The sequence below is a fragment of the Duganella caerulea genome (assembly GCF_040362985.1).
Lineage (GTDB): Bacteria > Pseudomonadota > Gammaproteobacteria > Burkholderiales > Burkholderiaceae_D > Rugamonas > Rugamonas vulcania.
On record NZ_BPWJ01000006.1, the window covers coordinates 32,693 to 48,568 of the forward strand.

At 65.2% G+C, this 15,876-nt stretch carries 18 protein-coding genes; 9 read left to right on the forward strand and 9 right to left on the reverse strand.

Annotated features, from left to right (window positions below):
- Nucleotides 1-194: 194 nt before the first annotated feature.
- The 3 genes from ACUJB0_RS18870 (at nt 195) to ACUJB0_RS18880 (ending at nt 2,093) form a co-directional block, all read left to right on the forward strand.
- Nucleotides 195-485 (forward strand): H-NS histone family protein, encoded by a 291-nt coding sequence (locus ACUJB0_RS18870; protein ID WP_161085055.1) that lies wholly within the window; start codon nt 195-197, stop codon nt 483-485.
- A 270-nt stretch (nt 486-755) separates the two neighbouring features.
- Nucleotides 756-1,370 (forward strand): LON peptidase substrate-binding domain-containing protein, encoded by a 615-nt coding sequence (locus ACUJB0_RS18875; RefSeq protein ID WP_444846545.1) that lies wholly within the window; start codon nt 756-758, stop codon nt 1,368-1,370.
- Nucleotides 1,371-1,463: 93 nt separating this feature from the next.
- On the forward strand, nt 1,464-2,093 hold the full coding sequence (locus ACUJB0_RS18880) for an FMN-binding negative transcriptional regulator (RefSeq protein ID WP_444846546.1): 630 nt from the start codon (nt 1,464-1,466) through the stop codon (nt 2,091-2,093).
- A gap of 20 nt (nt 2,094-2,113) precedes the next feature.
- On the opposite strand, the gene ACUJB0_RS18885 is transcribed toward ACUJB0_RS18880, so the two are convergent.
- Nucleotides 2,114-3,073, reverse strand: a complete 960-nt coding sequence (locus ACUJB0_RS18885) for a DMT family transporter (protein ID WP_444846547.1) — start codon at nt 3,071-3,073, stop codon at nt 2,114-2,116.
- A gap of 80 nt (nt 3,074-3,153) precedes the next feature.
- On the opposite strand from ACUJB0_RS18885, the gene ACUJB0_RS18890 reads away from it, so the two are divergent.
- Nucleotides 3,154-4,509 (forward strand): erythromycin esterase family protein, encoded by a 1,356-nt coding sequence (locus ACUJB0_RS18890; protein ID WP_444846548.1) that lies wholly within the window; start codon nt 3,154-3,156, stop codon nt 4,507-4,509.
- 7 nt (nt 4,510-4,516) lie between these two features.
- Here the strand turns inward: ACUJB0_RS18890 and ACUJB0_RS18895 are convergent, their stop codons facing one another.
- Nucleotides 4,517-4,825, reverse strand: coding sequence for a DUF1294 domain-containing protein (locus ACUJB0_RS18895; protein ID WP_444846852.1), 309 nt, complete (start codon nt 4,823-4,825; stop codon nt 4,517-4,519).
- Nucleotides 4,822-5,874, reverse strand: a complete 1,053-nt coding sequence (gene trpS, locus ACUJB0_RS18900; RefSeq protein WP_444846549.1) for a tryptophan--tRNA ligase — start codon at nt 5,872-5,874, stop codon at nt 4,822-4,824. Before trpS ends, ACUJB0_RS18895 begins: the two co-directional genes overlap by 4 nt.
- Nucleotides 5,875-6,151: 277 nt before the next feature.
- Between trpS and ACUJB0_RS18905 the strand changes: the two genes are divergently transcribed.
- Together ACUJB0_RS18905 and ACUJB0_RS18910 are read left to right on the forward strand one after the other, a co-directional pair.
- Complete coding sequence (locus ACUJB0_RS18905) at nt 6,152-6,391, forward strand: CCDC90 family protein (RefSeq protein WP_444846550.1); 240 nt, start codon at nt 6,152-6,154, stop codon at nt 6,389-6,391.
- Nucleotides 6,392-6,447: 56 nt separating this feature from the next.
- On the forward strand, nt 6,448-8,361 hold the full coding sequence (locus ACUJB0_RS18910; protein ID WP_444846551.1) for a CocE/NonD family hydrolase: 1,914 nt from the start codon (nt 6,448-6,450) through the stop codon (nt 8,359-8,361).
- Between the two features lie 19 nt (nt 8,362-8,380).
- Here ACUJB0_RS18910 and ACUJB0_RS18915 read toward each other — a convergent pair whose 3' ends face one another.
- Genes ACUJB0_RS18915 through ACUJB0_RS18925 form a run of 3 tightly spaced genes read right to left on the reverse strand, consistent with a single transcriptional unit; the run spans nt 8,381 to nt 11,118 of the window.
- Nucleotides 8,381-9,181, reverse strand: a complete 801-nt coding sequence (locus ACUJB0_RS18915; protein ID WP_444846552.1) for a transporter substrate-binding domain-containing protein — start codon at nt 9,179-9,181, stop codon at nt 8,381-8,383.
- Nucleotides 9,178-10,437 (reverse strand): TCR/Tet family MFS transporter, encoded by a 1,260-nt coding sequence (locus tag ACUJB0_RS18920; protein WP_444846553.1) that lies wholly within the window; start codon nt 10,435-10,437, stop codon nt 9,178-9,180. Before ACUJB0_RS18920 ends, ACUJB0_RS18915 begins: the two co-directional genes overlap by 4 nt.
- Before the next feature lie 21 nt (nt 10,438-10,458).
- Nucleotides 10,459-11,118: an HD domain-containing protein gene (locus ACUJB0_RS18925; protein ID WP_161091087.1), complete on the reverse strand. Its 660-nt coding sequence runs from the start codon at nt 11,116-11,118 to the stop codon at nt 10,459-10,461.
- A gap of 158 nt (nt 11,119-11,276) precedes the next feature.
- Here ACUJB0_RS18925 and ACUJB0_RS18930 point away from each other — a divergent pair, with 158 nt between their 5' ends.
- The 3 genes from ACUJB0_RS18930 (at nt 11,277) to ACUJB0_RS18940 (ending at nt 13,801) form a co-directional block, all read left to right on the forward strand.
- Nucleotides 11,277-11,588, forward strand: a complete 312-nt coding sequence (locus tag ACUJB0_RS18930; protein WP_444846554.1) for a hypothetical protein — start codon at nt 11,277-11,279, stop codon at nt 11,586-11,588.
- A 93-nt stretch (nt 11,589-11,681) separates the two neighbouring features.
- A complete protein-coding gene (locus tag ACUJB0_RS18935) occupies nt 11,682-12,176 on the forward strand; it encodes a chemotaxis protein CheW (protein WP_444846555.1) in 495 nt (164 codons plus the stop codon).
- On the forward strand, nt 12,176-13,801 hold the full coding sequence (locus ACUJB0_RS18940) for a methyl-accepting chemotaxis protein (RefSeq protein ID WP_444846556.1): 1,626 nt from the start codon (nt 12,176-12,178) through the stop codon (nt 13,799-13,801). The genes ACUJB0_RS18935 and ACUJB0_RS18940 overlap by 1 nt, the downstream gene beginning before the upstream one ends.
- Nucleotides 13,802-13,856: 55 nt before the next feature.
- Here ACUJB0_RS18940 and ACUJB0_RS18945 read toward each other — a convergent pair whose 3' ends face one another.
- The 3 genes from ACUJB0_RS18945 to ACUJB0_RS18955 all read right to left on the reverse strand — a co-directional run bounded on the left by ACUJB0_RS18945 (nt 13,857) and on the right by ACUJB0_RS18955 (nt 15,817).
- Nucleotides 13,857-14,579, reverse strand: coding sequence for a ribonuclease HI family protein (locus ACUJB0_RS18945; protein ID WP_444846557.1), 723 nt, complete (start codon nt 14,577-14,579; stop codon nt 13,857-13,859).
- The gene (locus tag ACUJB0_RS18950) at nt 14,579-15,322 is read right to left on the reverse strand and encodes a thrombospondin type 3 repeat-containing protein (RefSeq protein ID WP_444846558.1); all 744 of its coding nucleotides are present in this window, start codon (nt 15,320-15,322) and stop codon (nt 14,579-14,581) included. Before ACUJB0_RS18950 ends, ACUJB0_RS18945 begins: the two co-directional genes overlap by 1 nt.
- Before the next feature lie 240 nt (nt 15,323-15,562).
- Nucleotides 15,563-15,817, reverse strand: coding sequence for a hypothetical protein (locus tag ACUJB0_RS18955; RefSeq protein ID WP_444846559.1), 255 nt, complete (start codon nt 15,815-15,817; stop codon nt 15,563-15,565).
- Nucleotides 15,818-15,876 lie beyond the last annotated feature (59 nt).

Consider the following 15,876-nt stretch of genomic DNA (forward strand, 5'->3'; position numbering starts at 1 on the left):
TCGTAAAACCGTCCGATACGCGCTTCAATTGAACAACAGTGGTGGAAAATATTCGTTTTTATAGCTATATTGGTATTTGTCGCGTATATCTCTGGAGAATTGGTGCAAAGGTATGGTAAATTGCGGCTATCAAATCTCACACATTGTCACCAGTGGTTTTTTTAGAATCTAACCTGCCGATAGAAGGAAATAAGATGACGACTTACCAGGAATACAAAGCAAAGATCGCCGAACTGGAAAATCTGGCCGAAACCGCCCGCAAAAATGAAATCGCGCAGGCGAAAGAGAAAGTCACGGCCATCATGCGTGAATACGGCCTGACCGTGGCGGATCTGGGCGGCGTAGCCAAGGTGAAGACGGTCAAAACCCGCGCGCCGGTGCCGACCAAATACCGCGACGACGCCACCGGCCAGACCTGGACCGGCCGTGGCCGTGCTCCGAAATGGCTGGAAGGCAAGGACAAAGAGCAGTATCTGATTAAGTAAGCCGCACCGCCGGTTTGCCGGGAGCCGGGAGCGGGGTTTATATGTTTTTATAAACCCCGGTCCCGGCTTTTCTCTTTTTCGGGGCGCGATACATCCCGAGTCCCCGCGAATCTTATTCTCCGCTTTGATTGCGGTTCTATATCTCCTGTCGCCACGCGACGTTGCTTTTATGCTGAAAGAGGCGTTAAATTAGCCCCGCCCTTAACTTGGCGTTAAGGTTAGTGTCGCCTGTCTAGACCGGTCACAGCCATTTCGTGAGATGATAGTGGAATGGCATCAATTCCTCTTTTCCCGCTGAATACCATCCTGTTCCCGGACGGGCATTTACCATTGCAGGTGTTTGAAGTACGTTATCTGGACCTGATCAAGCGCTGCATCGCCAATGGCGAAGAATTCGGCGTGGTCCCCCTGCTCGAAGGCAGTGAAACGCGCATTCCCGACATGCAGGAAACCCTGTCCGACGCCGGCACCATGGCGCGCATCCTGGATTGGACCGCGCCGCTGCCCGGGCTGCTGCAAATCTCCTGCATTGGCACCACGCGCTTCCAGATCCGCTCGGCCGAAAAGCTCAAGCATGGCCTGTGGATGGCCGAGGTCGACCGGGTCCCCGAAGACATGGTGGTGCCCGTTCCCACCGAGCAGCAGGACGTCGCCAATGCGCTGGGCTCGCTGATCCGCTCGCTGCAGAAGAAGCAGATCTCCACCGCCAACATGCCGCTGGCGCCGCCGTACCGGCTGGACGAAGCCGGCTGGGTGGCGAACCGCTGGTGCGAGCTGCTGCGGCTGGACGTGAGCGAGAAGCAGCGCCTGCTGCTGCAGGAGAATCCCGTGCTGCGCCTGGAGCTGATCCAGGACGTGCTGAGCGAGAACGGCCTGCTGGACTAATCCTTGGCCCCACGCGGGCAGGCCGCGCTGGCACTGTCCGCCCGTGCGCGCCGCTGCTACACTGGCCTCATCGTTCACGCCACCCGAGCCGCCATGTATCTGCAACCCGCCTTCGCCGAAGACCGTCTCGAAGTCCGCCACGGCCTGATGCGCGCCTTTCCGCTGGCCACGCTGATCCTGGCCGATGCCGGCGGCGTCACCGCCGACCTGATTCCCTTCATGCTGTACGCCGACGAGGGCGATAGCGGCCTGGGCGTGCTGCGCGCCCACGTGGCGCGCGCCAACCCGCTGTGGCGCAAGCTGGAGACGGCGACCTCGTGCCTGGTGGTCTTTCAGGGACCGGAGGCCTACATCAGCCCGAGCTGGTACGAAACCAAGCGCACCACGCACAAGGTGGTGCCGACCTGGAACTACGTGATGGTGCAGGCGCGCGGCACCGGCCGCGTGGTGGACGATCCGTTCTGGCTGCGCCGCCTGCTGGACCACCTTACCGCCGTCCACGAAGGCGGCATGCCGCAGCCGTGGGAGCTGGACGACGCGCCCGCCGACTTCATGGCCGCGACCATGAAGGCCATCATCGGCATCGAGATCCCGATCGACAGCCTGGTGGGCAAATGGAAGGTCAACCAGAACCGCAGCGCCGCCGACCAGCGCGGCGTGGTGGCGGGCCTGGGCGACGATCCGATGGCGCAGCTGGTGGCCGAGCGCCTCAAGCCCGAATAGACGGCGAACTGGCCGGCGCGCTAGCCGGCATGCGCCTCGCTGGCCTCGTCCAGCGCATGCACGCGCATCGACCACAGCACGCCGCCCGCCAGCAGCAGCATGGCGGCGATCTCCAGCGCGCGCGGCAGCTGCTGCTTGTAGATAAAGCCGTACAGCAGCGCGAACAAGGTCTCGAACAGGATCAGCTGGCCGGACAAGGTCAGCGGCACCTTGCGGCTGGCGACATTCCACAGATGGTTGCCGATCACCGAGGCGCCCAGGGCCATCAGCGCGTTGACGAACCAGAACAGCGTCCAATCGCGGCCGCTGGCCACGGCGCCGGCGCCGGTCACGTCGGCATGGAACAGCGCCAGCGCCACCAGCGCGATCGCCAGCGAGATCAAGCCGCTCGACACGCCATACAAGGCCGACCACTCGCCGCTGCTGAAATGCGGATTGCGCTTCAGGTAGCGCGCATTGTCCACCGAATACCAGGTCCAGCACAACAGCGCGCCGGCCGCGCACAGCACGCCGAGGATCTTGTCCGGCAGCGGCGCGCCGTTGCCCGCGTCGTGGGAGAACACATCGATATTGATGCAGGCGATGCCGGCCGCCACCAGCAGCAGCGGCAGCGTCAGCTGCTTGAGCGGCACCGAGCCATGGTCCTTGCTCCCCATCAGCGTGACGGAGATCGGCAGCACCCCGATGATCAGCGAGGTGGCCGCCACGCCGGCCAGCTTGACGCCCAGCGCAAGCAGCATGTAGTAGACGATGTTACCGGTCAGCGCATGCTTGATCATCGCGACCACATCGCCGCGGTCCAGGCGGCGCAGCAGGGCGGGCAGGCGCGGCGCCATCAGGCCGGCCGCGATCACGCCGTACGCGATGTAGCGTCCGCAGGCCATCTCCAGCGGCGTGAAGGCCGTCAGCAATTCCGGCACGATGAACACCATGCCCCACATCGCGCCCGCCAGCAAGCCGCACAAGATACCAGTCCACATCGCACACTCTTTCCAAAGCACAAAAATAAAAATCGACCTAGAGTATTGCATACCTGCGTGGATTTGTTTGGGAGACCGTCATGACCGACCAAGCCTTGGCGCGGCTGCGGGAGCAAGTGCTGCCGCTGCGCACCGACGATGACCTCGACGCCGTGCTGAGCCTCATCGGCCAGGCGCGGCTGGTGCTGATGGGCGAAGCCACCCACGGCACGCGCGAGTTCTATCAACTGCGTTCCGCCCTTAGCAAGCGGCTGATCGTCGAACACGGCTTCGACGCCATCGCCGTCGAGGCGGATTGGCCGGACGCGCTGCAAGCGAGCCGCTTCGTCCAGCTGAAGGGCGCCGGCCAGACCGCCGACCAGGCGCTGTCCGGCTTCCAGCGCTTTCCGCAATGGATGTGGCGCAACGAGGAGATGGTCGAGCTGCTGTACTGGCTGCGGCTGCACAACCAGCAAGTGCGGGAACCGGCGCGCCGCATCGGCTTCTACGGCCTGGATCTATACAGCCTGCACCAGTCGATGCGCCTGGTGGTGCGCTACCTGGAGCAGGCCGACCCACCGGCCGCCGGGCGCGCGCGCGAACGCTACAGCTGCATCGACCACGTCGGCGCCGATCCGCTGCGTTACGGCTACCTGGCCAGCCTGGGCCTGCGCGAGGACTGCGAGGCCGAAGTGGTGCGCCAGCTGGCCGAGCTGACCGCGCAGGCGCAACGGCATTTGGACGCGGCCGGCGGCACGGTGCCGGACGAGCTGTTCTACGCGCAGCAAAACGCCCGCGTGGTGCAGAACGCCGAGCGCTACTACCGTGCCATGTTCAGCCGCCGCGACGAGTCCTGGAATGTGCGCGACACCCACATGGCCGACACGCTGGATGCCTTGCTGGCCCACCTGTCCGCGAACCGGAGCGGTCCGGCACGGCTGGTGGTGTGGGCGCACAACTCGCACTTGGGCGACGCGCGGGCGACGGAAATGGGCCATGGGGGACAACTGAACCTTGGCCAGCTGGCGCGCGAGCGGCACGGCGAGGCGGCGGTCTACCTGTTGGGTTTCAGCACCCACGACGGCACGGTGACCGCCGCCAGCGAATGGGACGGGCCGGCCCAGCTCAAGCGCGTGCGGCCATCGCTGCCGGGCAGCCTGGAGGCCTTGCTGCACCAGGTGACGGAGGAGGATCCGGCCCGGCTGGCGCGTTTCCTGCTGCCGCTGCGCGCCTGCGCGAACGCCCGCGCGGCCTTGCCGGCAAAGCTGCTGGAGCGCGCGATCGGCGTGGTCTACCGGCCGGAGACCGAGCGCCAGAGCCATTATTTCGATGCAGAAGTGGCGCGTCAGTTCGACGCCGTGATCCATATCGACCGTTCCACCGCCGTCAAGCCATTGGAATCGTCCGCGCATTGGCGCCTGGACGAGCTGCCCGAAACCTATCCGTCCGGGCTGTAGGAAGGACTTAGAGCCAGGCCAGCAGCCCGCCCGCCGCCATCAGGTTCAGCGCGGCGGTCAGCCAGAATTTGACGAGGAAGCTGGTCTTGATGGACTTGTGGCGCAGCCAGCGCTGCGCCAGCCATCCGCCGGGCCAGCCGAAGGCCAATCCCATCAGCAGCAGCGTGCGTTCCGGGATGCGCCGGCGGCGGCCGATGGCGGCCGACTTGTCGACCGCGTAGGCGATAAAGCAGGCGATGCTGGCCAGGCCATACGCCGCCGCCAGCAGCCACAGCGCCAGCTGGAAGGCGGGCAGGGCCTGCGCGTTCAGATTCAGAAGTAGCTCAGGCCGAGGGCGGCCTTGACTTCGTCGGCGGTCTGCGCGGCCACTTCGCGCGCGCGCATCGTGCCTTCCTTCAGCATCTGCATGATGTAGCCCTTGTCCTGCGCCAGCTCTTCGCGGCGGGCGCGGATCGGCGCCAGCATCTCCTGCAGCACCACTTCCAGGCGCTTCTTGACGATGGAGTCGCCCAGGCCGCCGCGCACGTAGTGGGCCTTCATCTCGGCCAGCTTGTCTTTTTCAGGATCGAAGGCGTCCAGGTAGATGAAGGCCACGTTGCCTTCCAGGTGGCCCGGATCTTCCACGCGCAGGTGCAGCGGATCGGTATAAACCTTTTTCACGGCGGCGGTGATCTCTGCCGCGGTGGCGCCCAGGTTGATCGTGTTGCCCAGCGATTTGCTCATCTTGGCCTTGCCGTCGGTGCCCGGCAGGCGGCCGATCTCCGGCACCAGCGCCTTGCACTCGACCAGGATGTCCTTGTTGGCGATGCGGTTGAAGCGGCGCACGATCTCGTTGGTCTGCTCGATCATCGGGATCTGGTCCTCGCCGACCGGCACCAGCGAGGCCTTGAACGCCGAGATGTCGGCCGCCTGCGAGGCCGGGTAGGTCAGGAAGCCGGCCGGGATGTCGCGCTCGAAGCCGCGCAGCGCGATCTCGGTCTTGACGGTCGGGTTGCGCTCCAGGCGCGCCACGGTCACCATGTTCAGGTAGTAGAAGGTCAGCTCGGCCAGTTCCGGGATCTGCGACTGGATCAGGATGGTCGACTTGGCCGGGTCGATGCCGACCGCCAGATAGTCCAGCGCCACCTCGACCACGTTGCGGTGCACCTTGCCGGTGTCGTCCATGTTGTCGGTCAGGGCCTGGGCGTCGGCCAGCATGATGAACTGTTTATATTCGTGCTGATAGGTGACGCGGTTGCGCAGGCTGCCGACGAAGTGGCCCAGGTGCAGCGGGCCGGTCGGGCGGTCGCCGGTCAGGATCACGGTCGGGCCTTTGGACGCGGCGGGTGCGGTGGCGATTACTTCGGACTGTTCGGTCAGGCTCATCAGGGGTTCCTTTACGTTGCCCCGGTCCGGCGCGACGAATGTAAAAAACGCCACCAGAAAAGGGCGGCGTTGATAAAAATATCACATCACTATGGGTAGACAGTGGCCGCGCGCTAGGAGCGGCGCCAATTCAGGCAGGCGTGAAGTGTGGTGTAAAAAGTCATCCGCGTATGGTTGCAGTTCAGCGCCGGTCTGTCAAGGTGTGAGGCGCCGCAAGCCCTGCGGCGGGATTCGGAACTAGATTGAATGTTCGCGGTCTGACACAAAGGAGATTAAAATGGCCGATAACTTCGATTCCGTCGCGTTTATGGATACCCTGACTGAAGGCGGCATGCCAGAGAAGCAGGCCAAAGCGCTGGCCTCGGCGATGTTCCAGCTTATCGACACCCACCTGGTGACCAAGAACTATCTCGACATGCGCCTGGCGCAGCTCAAGTCTGAATTGATCCAGTGGATGGTCGGTGTGATGGTCGTGCAGACCGGGGTCACCGCCTTGCTCTTCAAGCTTATGCATTAATCTAAACGATAAGGTAGTATTGCCGATCCTGAGCGATACCCCTTACCGGAGCAGATATGCGTGTTCTTGCTGTTGCAGTGCTTTCCACCCTGATGGCCTCCGCCGCAACGGCGCAAACGCCCACGCCGCCGATGGCGCCCGACATCCCCGCCAAGTTCGACACCGCCATCCCCAACGCCGACTACGTCAAGCGCGACGTCATGATCCCGATGCGCGACGGCGTCAAGCTGCACACCGTGATCGTCATCCCCAAGGGCGCCGTCCACGCGCCCATGGTCCTGAGCCGCACCCCGTACAACGCCAGCGGCCGCGCCCAGCGCAACGTCAGCCCCAGCGTGCTGGCCACGGTCGGGCAGGGCGACGAGGTGATGTTGGAAAACGGCTACATCCGCGTCTACCAGGACGTGCGCGGCAAATACGGCTCCGAGGGCGAATACGTGATGACCCGCCCCGTCAAGGGCCCGCTCAACAACACCCGCACCGACCACAGCACCGACGCCTGGGACACCATCGACTGGCTGGTCAAGCACGTCCCCGAAAGTAACGGCAACGTCGGCATGATCGGCTCGTCCTACGAAGGCTTCACCGTGCTGATGGCGCTGGTCGACCCGCACCCGGCGCTCAAGGTCGCCGTGCCGATGAGCCCCATGGTGGACGGCTGGCGCGGCGACGACTGGTTCCACAACGGCGCCTTCCGCGTGACCAACCTGAGCTACATCGCCGGCCAGACCGCCGCCAAGGGCAGCGGCAAGACCCTGGCCACCGGCGTCTACGATGACTACGACGGCGTGCTGCGCGGCGGCTCCACCGCCGATTACGCCCACCAGTTCGGCCTGGACCAGCTCAACTTCGTCCGCAAGCTGTTCGAGCACCCGGCCTACGACAACTACTGGCAGCAGCAGGCGCTCGACAAGATCCTGGCCAAGCGCCCGATGAAGGTGCCCACCATGACCGTGGTCGGCTACTGGGACCAGGAAGACATCTACGGCGCCCACGCCTTCTACTCCGCGGTCGAACCGCAGGACAAGGACAACAACAAGAACTTCCTGGTGGTGGGGCCTTGGCGCCACAGCGGCGTCAATTACGACGGCTCCAGCCTGGGCCCGTTCAAGTTCACCGGCGACACCGCGCTGGAATTCCGCCGCGACGTGATGCAACCCTTCCTCGACCAATACCTGAAGGACGGCGCGCCGGCCGCCGACACGCCGCCCGTGCTGTTCTACCAGACCGGCGTCAATCGCTGGCAGCGCCTGCAGCGCTGGCCGCTGGCGTGCGAAACCGGCTGCCCCGCGCCGCTCAAGCCGATCTACCTGAAGCCCGACTTCAAGCTGGACTTCGACGCGCCGCAGCAGGGCGCCGGCTTCGACGAATACGTGTCCGACCCGGCCAAGCCGGTACCGTTCGTCCCGCGTCCGGTGCACATGAACGACGCCAGCGTGTGGCGCCCATGGCTGGTGAGCGACCAGCGCGGCGTCTCCGACCGCACCGATGTGCTGAGCTACGTCACCGAGCCGCTAAAGGCCCGCCTGCAGATATCCGGCGCCCCCATGGTCAACCTGTACGCCTCGACCACCGGCACCGACACCGACTGGGTGGTCAAGCTGATCGACGTCTACCCGGACGAAGTGCCGTCGCAGCCGGAGCTGGGCGGCTACCAGCTGGGCATCGCGATGGACATCTTCCGTGGCCGCTACCGCAACAGCTTCGAGCATCCGTCGCCGGTCACGCCGGGCGCTGTGGAGAAGTACCGCTTCGCGCTGCCGAACGCCAACCACGTGTTCCAGCCGGGCCATAGGGTGATGGTGCAGATCCAGTCCAGCTGGTTCCCGCTGTACGACCGCAACCCGCAGACCTACGTGCCGAACATCTTCTACGCCAAGCCGGCCGACTACAAGAAAGCGACGCTGCGCGTGTACCACGCCGGCGCGGAGAGCAGCGCCCTGGAGCTGCCGGTCGTGGAGGCGAAATAAGCCAAACGGAATAAACCGTTTAGCGCGGACGCACGCTGTCGGTCAGCACGTCCGCGCGGAAGTGGCGGCGGTAGCCTTCCAGCACCTGGTTCGACTTGCCCATCTTTTCCAGCATGTCGATCAGCACCCGCTGGTCCGCCGGCGGCAGGGCGTGCGACACGTAGGCGCCGCTGTCGTTCCACGGCAGTTCGGGGATGGGCTCCAGCCGCAGCTTGTCCTGCAAGTCGTTGACGCGCGCATCGCGCCGGATCGCGCCGGCCATCAGCGTCGGCCCCATGATGGTGAGGTCGGCCGAGCCGGCGTGCAGCAGGCGCGCCACCGCCACCACGTCCACCTCGATGAACAGGCGCCCCTGCTTGGCCAGCTCGTTCACCAGCGCGGTGTATTGCTCGCCATAGTCGAAGCCCCGCACCACGGCCACGCGCAGCTCGCGGCGCTCCAGCAGGTTCTTCGCGTCGGTGACCGGCGCGCGCGGGCCGACCACCGAAATCAGCATGGCGCGATGGCCTATCATCGGCACAAACGTGCCGGCCAGGTCGCGCGACGGCGTGCGCGAAGCCGGCAGCAGCAGGTCCGCCTTGCCGGCCTTGAACATGGCCACCTGGCGCGCACGCGGCACCACGGTGAAGACGAAGTTGCAGCCGCTCTTGCCGCTCGCGCCGCGCAGCAGGTCGGGATAGATGCCGCCCACGTGCGTCCCCTCGATCTGCACGCTGGCGCCGCTGGCCGACACCGGCACGGAGATGTCGCGTGAACAGTCGCCGGCCCAGGCACGCGCCACGCAGGCCGCCAGCAGCGCGGCGATGGCGTATCGTTTCATGGCTTGGCCGTCCGCATATGGTGCTGGTGGAAGTAGCGCTGCGCCACCAGGATGGCCACCGCCTGCATCGCCGCGCACAGGTAGAAGGTGCTGCCGATGCGCCAGTCGTCGGCCGGCAGGTGGCTGACCTCACCGAGGATGGCGGTGCCCAGCAGCGGCATGAAGATCACCCCAAGGCTGCTGACCGATTGCATCGATCCCATCAACTCGCCTTGTTCCTGGGGCGGCGTCGCCTTCGAGACGATGGCCTGCAGCGCCGGGCCGACCGCGAACGCCAGCACATTGCACAGGATGAGCACATACATCATCCAGCCGTGCGTGGCCAAGCCGTACAGCAGGTAGGTGATGGCGCCCGAGCACAATCCCAGCAGCGACAGCCGCACCTCGCCGAAGCGCTTGATCAGGATGCCCAGCAGGCCGGCCTGCACCACGGCCGCCGTCAGGCCGACGCAGAACATGGCAGCGCCGTTCTGGCCCGGCGTCCAGGCGAAGCGGAAGTGGGTGTACAGCACCCAGGTCGTCTGCAGCATCATCTGCGCGAAGGTGACCAGCGAGAAGGTGACCACCAGGCCGCGGATGTCGGTGCGGCGCGCCAGCTTGAGCAGCGCGGACAGGGGATTGATCTTGGCGATATTGAACGGCGAGCGGCGCTCCGCCGGCAGCGATTCCGGCACGACGAAATAGCCGTAGACGAAATTGGCGGCCGACAGTCCGCCCGCCACGTAGAACGGCAGGTGCAGGTTGACGCTGCCCAGCAGGCCGCCCAGCATCGGGCCGCAGATGAAGCCCAGGCCGAACGCCGCGCCGACCTTGCCGAAGCTCTTGGCGCGGTTCTCCGGTGTCGAGATGTCCGACGCGTAGGCCGACGCCACCGACATGCTGGCCGACGACATGCCGCCCACCACGCGGCCGATGAACAGGTAGGCCAGGTTGGGCGCCCACGCGGTGGACAGGAAGTTGATGCACATGCCGGCCATCGAATACAGCATCACCGGGCGGCGGCCGATGCGGTCGCTCAGGGCGCCCAGCATGGGCATGAAGATGAACTGCATCAGGCCGAACACCGCGCTCATGATGCCGAACCAGTAGGCCTGGTTCTCGCGCGAGCCGGTGAATTCGCCGACCAGCATCGGCAGCACCGGCACGATCAGGCCGATGCCCAGCATGTCGATGAAGACGCAAATCAGGATGAAGTTCAGGTTGCCCGGCGCCGGGGCGGCCGGCAGGGCGGGTGCTGCGGTATCGGGGGTGGTCATGTGATCGATGAATGCAAAAGGTCAGGGCGCGGCCGGGCTGGCGGCCCATTCGGCGATGAAGCTGTCGCGGAAGGCGGTCAGCTCGTTGAGGCGGGTCTGCGCCAGGTGGCGGCCGGCGGAGGTCTGCATCTTGCCGGGCAGGGTGGCCAGCTTGGTGTCGATATGGTCCAGCGCATAGGCCTTTTCATCGAGCTCGCGGTGCAGCGCCATCGGATCGTCGGGGTGCGCCAGGCCGCTGCCCATGCGTCCGGCCGTGTAGAACAGCCGCGCCAGGCCCACCGCGCCCAAGGCGTCGAGGCGGTCGGCGTCCTGCACGATCTTGGCCTCGATGGTCTCGGGGCGGATGGCGGCCGAAAAACTGTGGCTCTCGATCGCGTGCGCGACGGCGGCCAGCTTGTTGGACGGGAAATCGAGTTCGGCCAGCTGGCGGCTGGCCAGCAGCGCCGCCTTGCGCGAGGCCAGGTGGCGTTCGGGATCGTTCTTGGGCAGGTTGACCAGGTCGTGCAGGTAGCAGCCGGCCAGCACGACCAGCGCGTCGGCCTCGGGATAGTCGTCCAGCAGCAGGCTGGCGTTGCGCCAGACCCGGTGCAGGTGATTGGTGTCGTGGGCGCCGTCGGCTCCGGCGGCGGCGCTGGCCAGGCGGACCAGGCGCGGGTGCCAGCTGTTGAGCAAGCTGTTCATTGTTCTCCCGTGATGTCTGTCTCGACGTGCTTTTTTTCAGATCATACAGCCTGATACAGCCCTTGTGCAGTGGAACTTGGCGGCAATTAACAATTGTTTGCTTGCCAAGTAGGACGAGATTATGCAAAATGCAACCATATTTGATAATCACAGGCACTATGATGCGTAACTTCCTGGCGCTTGCACCGATGTTGTTGAGCCTGCTCAGTGCCCCCGCGCTGGCGCTTGACGACACCCCGACCGTGGCGCCCCATTTCCAGATCAAAGGGGAAGACAGCCGCCAGGCCGGCACGCGTCCGACCGCCGCGGCGTCCGCGTCGTCGGCGCCCCGGCGCGCGCAAGCCGAGAACGAGGCCGCCCGGCCCGAACGCGAGCCCACGAATCCACGCGCCGTGATCACCACCGTGCTGCGCCCGCTGCCTTCCTCCGCCGACCGTCTGGTCGAAAAATCAAACTGGAAACTGCGTTAATTCAATTTGTTTCCGTGGTGCATTTATTTAGTGCTTAATAACTTTACTTGAGGTAACATTGCTGCCAGTCACTTTAGCAATGAAGGAAACCCCATGTCTAGCAATGTAAGCGAACTGCACGCAACGAACCCCGCCGGCGAGTACTTGGCCTTCACCCTGGGCCAGGAAGAGTACGGCATTGACATACAAAAAGTAGCGGAAATCCGCAGCTACGAAACCCCGACCCGCATCGCCAACGCGCCCGACTTCGTCAAGGGCGTGGTCAATCTGCGCGGCATCATCGTGCCGATCGTCGACATGCGCATCAAGTTCAACCTGGGCACGCCGTCGTACGACCAGTTCACCGTGGTCATCATCCTCAACATCGGCCACCGCGTGGTGGGCATGGTGGTGGACCGCGTCTCCGACGTGACCACGCTGCTGCCCGAGCAGGTCAAGCCGGCGCCGGAAATCGGCGCGGCCATGAAGAGCGACCATATCGTCGGCCTGGGCACGCTGGAAGAGCGCATGCTGATCCTGATCGACATCGACAAGCTGATGTCGAGCGCCGACATGGGCCTGGTCGAAACCACCGCGCTGGCCGCGTAATGGGCATGCTGGCCAATATAAGTATCGGCAAGCGCCTGGCGCTGGGCTTCTCCATCATCCTGGCGTTAGCCATGCTGATCACCGGGATCTCCGTGTGGCGCCTGCAGGGCGTGGCCACCGCCACCAGCGACATGATGCAGGTACCGCTGGCCAAGGAGCGCATGATCTCCGACTGGTCCAGCAAAATCGACAGCGCGATCCGCCGCACCACCGCCATCGCCCGCAGCAGCGATCCCTCGCTGGCGGCCTTCTTCGCGGACGAGGCGAAGGCTTCGTCGGCCATCTCGGCGGAATACCAGAAGAAGGTGGAAGCCCTGATCGTCGATGCCGACGAGATGGAGCTGTTCAAGCGCATCGGCGAGCAGCGCAAGATCTACCTGTCGTCGCGCGACCAGGTGACCAAGCTGAAAAGCGCTGGCGATCCGGAGGCTGCCGACAAGGTCTTCACCAGCGTGTTCGTTCCTGGTTCCACCAGCTACCTGGCGCTGATGCAGGAACTGTTGAAGATGCAGCGCGCGAAGATCGACGCCAGCGCCCTCCACATCGACGAGGTGGCGTCCAGCAGCCGCAATCTGCTGTACGTGCTGGCCTTGCTGGTGCTGGCCTTCGGCGCCGTCAGTTCGTGGCTGCTGACCACCGGTATCACCGGGCCGTTGCAGCAGGCGGTGACGGCGGCGCGCCGCGTCGCCGGCGGCGACCTGACCGGCCATATCGACGACAGCGCGCGCGACGAAACCGGCCAGCTGCTGACCGCCTTGAAGGAGATGAACGCCAGCCTGCTGGGCATCGTCACCGAGGTGCGCAGCGGTACGGACCATATCACCACCTCGTCGAGCGAGATCGCGGCGGGCAACCAGGACCTGTCGCGCCGCACCGAGCAGCAGGCCGGCGCGCTGGAGGAAACCGCGTCCTCGATGGAGGAGCTGACGTCGACCGTGAAGCACAACGCCGACAACGCGCGCCAGGCCAACCAACTGGCGGCATCGGCCGCGCAGGTGGCGGTGAAGGGCGGGCAGGTGGTGTCGCAGGTGGTCGATACGATGGATTCGATCAACCAGTCGTCGCGCAAGATCGTGGACATCATCGCGGTCATCGACGGCATCGCTTTCCAGACCAATATCCTGGCGCTGAACGCGGCGGTGGAAGCCGCCCGCGCCGGCGAGCAGGGACGTGGCTTCGCGGTCGTCGCGACCGAAGTGCGCAACCTGGCGCAGCGCAGCGCTTCGGCGGCCAAGGAGATCAAGGAATTGATCGGCGACTCGGTGGAGAAGGTCAACCAGGGCAGCAAGCTGGTGGCCGATGCCGGTTCGACGATGGACGAAATCGTCACCAGTGTGCATCGCGTCAGCGACATCATCACCGAGATCACGGCGGCCAGCAACGAACAGAGTGCCGGCATCAACGAGGTGTATCAGGCCATCGGTGCGATGGACGGTGTGACGCAGCAGAATGCGGCGCTGGTCGAGCAGGCGGCTGCGGCGGCCGAATCGATGCAGCAGCAAGCGGCGGCGCTGGCGCAGGCCGTCAGCGTGTTCAAGGTCGATGGATCGGCCTCGCGTTCGCGCGCCACGCCGGCGCGCGCAACGGCTGGCCGTTCGGCGCTGCGATTGACCAGCACCGCCTGAACCGCGTCATTCCTGCGCAGGCGGGATCGCATACGAAGCCACCGGCGACGCGGCGCTAAACGGACTCCCGCTCCGCAGGCATCCCGGGGGCGCTTGGCGCAGGCGATCCCGCGATCGCCTGCTGCGACAGGCGATCCGCGTCACCATTGCGGTGGCGCGGAACCCAGCGCAGGCTCACATCGCCCAGCGGCTCCAGCAACGCCATCACGCGCAGCCGATGCGCCTCCAGTCCTTTCGCACCGCGACCGGCGGCCACCGCCTGCGCACTCAGGTTCACATCGTTGACCACCACCTGGCTATCGCCATGCACCACCAGGCCGGTGGCGCCGAGCCGTCCAGCCGCCTCCAGCAAAGCCGTCAACGCCAGGTATTCCGCCTCGCCGCTATTGCCGTGGCCCGCGCGGCGGCTGATCTCGACCCGCTCGCCACCCGGCCCGCACAGCAACGCACCGATGCCGATCTGCCCCGGATTCGGATGCGCCGAACCGTCGAACCATCCACGCCAGCCATCGGCGGCCGGCCGCATGCGCGCGGCACGCTGCTCCAGCAACCGCGCCTTCTCCGCGATCCGTGCCGAACGCCGTTCCTGCTCGCGCACACGCAAGGCCTCGCGCCCGGCCAGCAGCATCGGCAGGCCCTGCGCGCCGGCCACTTGCGTCAACACCTGATGCAGCGCCTGCGCCTCGCTCACGTTGGAACGCGCCGCCAGACGACGAGCGGCCACGCGCTCGCCCTTGTAGGCGGCCGTGGCCAGCATTTCGAATTCAGTTTCGCTCATCAATCGCGCCGTGGATTGTCCGGATGGCGGTCGTAGCGGTTAGGCACGCCGTCGCCGTCGCGATCATGGTCGTAGCGGTTCGGGACGCCGTCGTGGTCCCTGTCGCCACGGCCGTGGCCCCGGTTGTCGTGCCGGTCGTAGCGATTGGGGATGCCGTCATGATCGCGGTCGCCGTAAGGGCCGCGCTCCCAGCGTGCTTCCTCGCGCCACCAATGGCCTTCGCGTTGAACCCAATGCGGCTGCGCGTACACGTAGCCCGGCCGTTCAGCCACCCAGCTGCCGCCTATCCATTCGTGGCGGTTGCCGCGCCAATCCCAATATCCCGGCGCCCAGACATAGCCGACGCGCGGAGCCGGCACGCGCTCATAACGTGGCGGCGGCGGGGCGACGGTCACATAGTCCACGCGGCCCGGGCCTGCGTCGACCGTCACCCAGCCGCCGGGACTCAGGCGCCAGTTGCCGCCATCGCGTATCCACTCGGCGGGGCGATATTGCGCGCCGATGCGCTCCTGCTCCCAGCGGCCGGCCAGCCACACATGGCGATAGCCGTCCCAGTTCCAGTAGCCCGGCGCCCAGACGTAGCCACGGCGTGGCGCGGGGATGCTTTCGAAACGCGGCGGAGGCGGCGCATTGCCGATCACGATGCTGACGCCGACCTGCGCGGACGCGATGGCGGGAGCGAATGCGGCAGCGCTCATGGCGAGCATGGCGGCGGCGTAGATGGTATGCGAGCGCTTGATCATGATGTTCTCCGTTTGCGCGTTTTGGTACAACGCTTGGAACGAACTATAGCAAGGGGCGTCTCGGATGACTCCCGAAGATGCAACTTTTTACATCTGACACAAACGAGGATGGTGTTATGTGCGATGGCGCACAGAGGACAGCGAGGCGGGGGCGGTGCTTGAAACGGAGCTAGGCGGGGAAAGGCTTCGCCTGTTACGCGGCATGTCGGAAGCGCGTACAGGCGAAGGGTTCACGGGCCTTCAAATTTTGCTCGCTGCGGTGGTGTCGGCGGCCAGCACGGATTTACTTTCGTCGATCAGCGATTGTTTTTTCTCTTCGGCGCTCAGGCGCTTTGCGCTGACGACGATCACTTGCATGTCCTTCGCGGCTGGCGCGGTGTAGCTGGCTTGTACCGGCGCTGGGGCAGCGATGTTTTCGTCGAGGACGTAGTTGGCGGCGCAGGCCAGGCCCAGGGTCACGACAAACAGGGCTTCGAAGTTTTTCAGGACGTTCATTTTGCTTCCTTTCGGTGGTTAAAAGTGTGTTTCGATGTGCTCACTTTATGCAAAGGCCC

Coding starts and splice junctions, on each gene's coding strand:
- ACUJB0_RS18870 (WP_161085055.1), top strand. CDS start 195: ATGACGACTTACCAGGAATACAAAGCAAAGATCGCCGAACTGGAAAAT.
- ACUJB0_RS18875 (WP_444846545.1), top strand. CDS start 756: ATGGCATCAATTCCTCTTTTCCCGCTGAATACCATCCTGTTCCCGGAC.
- ACUJB0_RS18880 (WP_444846546.1), top strand. CDS start 1,464: ATGTATCTGCAACCCGCCTTCGCCGAAGACCGTCTCGAAGTCCGCCAC.
- ACUJB0_RS18885 (WP_444846547.1), bottom strand. CDS start 3,073: ATGTGGACTGGTATCTTGTGCGGCTTGCTGGCGGGCGCGATGTGGGGC.
- ACUJB0_RS18890 (WP_444846548.1), top strand. CDS start 3,154: ATGACCGACCAAGCCTTGGCGCGGCTGCGGGAGCAAGTGCTGCCGCTG.
- trpS (WP_444846549.1), bottom strand. CDS start 5,874: ATGAGCCTGACCGAACAGTCCGAAGTAATCGCCACCGCACCCGCCGCG.
- ACUJB0_RS18905 (WP_444846550.1), top strand. CDS start 6,152: ATGGCCGATAACTTCGATTCCGTCGCGTTTATGGATACCCTGACTGAA.
- ACUJB0_RS18910 (WP_444846551.1), top strand. CDS start 6,448: ATGCGTGTTCTTGCTGTTGCAGTGCTTTCCACCCTGATGGCCTCCGCC.
- ACUJB0_RS18915 (WP_444846552.1), bottom strand. CDS start 9,181: ATGAAACGATACGCCATCGCCGCGCTGCTGGCGGCCTGCGTGGCGCGT.
- ACUJB0_RS18920 (WP_444846553.1), bottom strand. CDS start 10,437: ATGACCACCCCCGATACCGCAGCACCCGCCCTGCCGGCCGCCCCGGCG.
- ACUJB0_RS18925 (WP_161091087.1), bottom strand. CDS start 11,118: ATGAACAGCTTGCTCAACAGCTGGCACCCGCGCCTGGTCCGCCTGGCC.
- ACUJB0_RS18930 (WP_444846554.1), top strand. CDS start 11,277: ATGATGCGTAACTTCCTGGCGCTTGCACCGATGTTGTTGAGCCTGCTC.
- ACUJB0_RS18935 (WP_444846555.1), top strand. CDS start 11,682: ATGTCTAGCAATGTAAGCGAACTGCACGCAACGAACCCCGCCGGCGAG.
- ACUJB0_RS18940 (WP_444846556.1), top strand. CDS start 12,176: ATGGGCATGCTGGCCAATATAAGTATCGGCAAGCGCCTGGCGCTGGGC.
- ACUJB0_RS18945 (WP_444846557.1), bottom strand. CDS start 14,579: ATGAGCGAAACTGAATTCGAAATGCTGGCCACGGCCGCCTACAAGGGC.
- ACUJB0_RS18950 (WP_444846558.1), bottom strand. CDS start 15,322: ATGATCAAGCGCTCGCATACCATCTACGCCGCCGCCATGCTCGCCATG.
- ACUJB0_RS18955 (WP_444846559.1), bottom strand. CDS start 15,817: ATGAACGTCCTGAAAAACTTCGAAGCCCTGTTTGTCGTGACCCTGGGC.